This is a genomic window from Bartonella sp. AD13SXNS (genome assembly GCF_042196465.1).
GTDB lineage: Bacteria > Pseudomonadota > Alphaproteobacteria > Rhizobiales > Rhizobiaceae > Bartonella.
Map to the genome: position 1 here is coordinate 1 of NZ_JBHIQI010000049.1, position 2411 is coordinate 2411.

General features: G+C 43.9%; 3 protein-coding genes. All 3 read right to left on the reverse strand.

Annotated elements, in window-relative coordinates; genetic code table 11:
* The coding region (locus ACFIMQ_RS09170; RefSeq protein ID WP_375703907.1) for a hypothetical protein at positions 1 to 731 on the reverse strand (731 nt) is incomplete at its 3' end.
* Between the two features lies 1 nt (position 732).
* Positions 733 to 1158, reverse strand: a complete 426-nt coding sequence (locus ACFIMQ_RS09175; protein ID WP_375610955.1) for a hypothetical protein — start codon at positions 1156 to 1158, stop codon at positions 733 to 735.
* On the reverse strand, positions 1158 to 2411 hold a 1254-nt coding region (locus tag ACFIMQ_RS09180; RefSeq protein ID WP_375703908.1), incomplete at its 5' end, for a hypothetical protein. The genes ACFIMQ_RS09175 and ACFIMQ_RS09180, both read right to left, overlap by 1 nt.

Sequence of the window (2411 nt, forward strand, 5' to 3'; positions counted from 1 at the left end):
CCGTAATTTCTTGCGAAGCCATGACCGGCGTTCATAAGCATATTCAACCTATTCCAGCCGCTATTGTCTTGTTCCATCCAACGTTCTCTATTGGCATCAACAACTCTCTGATTGTGGGCATCAAGTACACCTCCCCCTTGTATGGCATTAGAATAGGCATTCCCATAACCCTGTAAGAAGTTATTTGAGGCGCCCAATTGATTTTGATTGGCTTGGTCTATCATGGCATTGGCTTGCATCATGCGATCCGCATCACGATTATACTGGTCTGCTGTAGCACTTGTAGACAAAGCACCAAGTTCATTTGCCAAGACACCCGTATGTGCACCAGAACCATAACGACCCGCACCGGCAAAAGAGCTGTTAATCGTATCTCTGACACGGTCTAAGCTATTTTGAAGCGCAGCATTAAAAGACGGATTCTGTCCAACTATATCACCAGAAGCCACTCTTCCAAGATTGCTTGCTGTCGACGTTGGATTGTAAATTGTATTCATCAAAGAGCGATTTTGATAATGCTGTGGAATACTTCCAAGACCACCAATTCCATAGCGCGTTTGATCACTTAACGGCGCTACACGAGGACCACCATAAACATTCCCACCCGCCCCTGTATCATACAGATTATACGCATCCGCACCACCTCGCTTAAAGACATTCTGCATCCAAGCGGGAGGGGCACTTGTCTGCACCTGCTTCTGTTCTGTCGTTGCTGGTCTACTGCTCCCCATGTCACAATTCCTTCCTATAATAAAGCATATCTATGCCATAACCTTGTTTGTTCAGTGCACGTTTCCATCCCAAACGCCCTAAAATCTCTATCTCAAAAGCGCCATTCTCACGCGCCCAATCCTCTACAAATGTCAAATTATCAACTTGATCAAGAACGCCCTTGCCACTACATTCACAAATCAGAGCGCGCTTCTTTCCTAAAACTGTCTGCTGTATCTGGGTCGTGAATGCCGCTAAAAAGCGCTCGTCATCATCCAAAACAAGCCATAACTGTTTCTTGCCACTGCAAATCGCTTCAAGGAGCTCTTGCAACGTGATTTCATGTTTAAAACGTTCCACATACTCGCGAAACGACGCAATGATGTCTTCCAGATAAGGCGCTATACGCTCCATATCCCAAGACGTGGTCAAAAAAACTTTTGCCATTATCCTCTGCCTAAAGGACGTAAATCCACATTAAACCCTGTGATATGGTTCCAATGAACGCCTTCAGGAATACGCAATTTAAAGCGGTGATAACGATTGCGCGAACGACCATGATAAGCACCCGTAAGATAAGAACATGCCCTCTCCTTGTGCCATGTAATCGGTGTCTGATCATTACGAAGCCGACGTTCCCCTATGCTTAAAAGACCTTGCGTCGTATCAACTTCGGCAAACATTTTCGTGATAAAGTTAAAACTTCCATCTGGTGCTCCCAATTCTTGCGAAACAACCGTTGCTTCCATTGGAGCGCCTGTAAACATAACAAGTCTATTTTCATCATCAAAAGCACCAAGCATGGGGGCGCCACTTTGCCAACGAGGACTGTCTAAAGAAGCCGGTAATGTCTCAAGATTGATCGAGATCTCATCTAACTGTTCTAAAGTATAACCTGTCGTAAATACTGGAAACAATGTGAAAGGCTTCCCCTGTAGTGTCGACCATTTCTGCAATCCCCAATCATAGACAAAGGTCGTTTGCTCGTTATTGCCTCTCTTTATTGACCAGTAAATCCGGTTATCAATGGGGTCTATCACTCCTTGCATCTCATCAAGAGCAAACTTATCAAAAGTTTTAAAAACCGTTCTATCAACCTTCTCAAAGCCTATCGGCAAAAGTTGACCATCAGCACTCATCTGATAAAAGCCACCATCACTCGCAAAAAAAGCATCACTCCCTCGACATGCTATAGAGGCTGCACTGCGCACTCCGCGCTTGTCTTGGATCTTTTGAAAAGCAAAGACAATTTTAGAACCCGGAACAAAGGTTCCTGCATAAATCGCAGAGCGCATAAAAATAAGGGGATTGGTGGATTCCGTAGAACCTTGAACATATTCTCCATCTGGAAAATCTTGAAAATCGCAATTTTTCTCTTTAACCTTCCAATGGGTTGCATCATCTAAACCAGACCAATGGATGCGATTGGGATAATCTGTCAATTGCATCAAACAAACAAAGGGTCCCCAAACCTTAACCAAACTGGCTTTCGGTGGATTGCCTCCTAAATCTTCAAACCGTTCAGAGCTATGGGTATTAAAGACTTGTGGTTTATCATTTTTATTCACCGCAATAATTCTTTTACCAAATAAGGCGAAGGACCATCGATTATCCTCATGTGCTTGATAGGTCACACCACTTTGGCTTATGTCTTTCCAACCCTTGGTTTGACTATCATAACTGTAAAGCTTTTTGGCTCC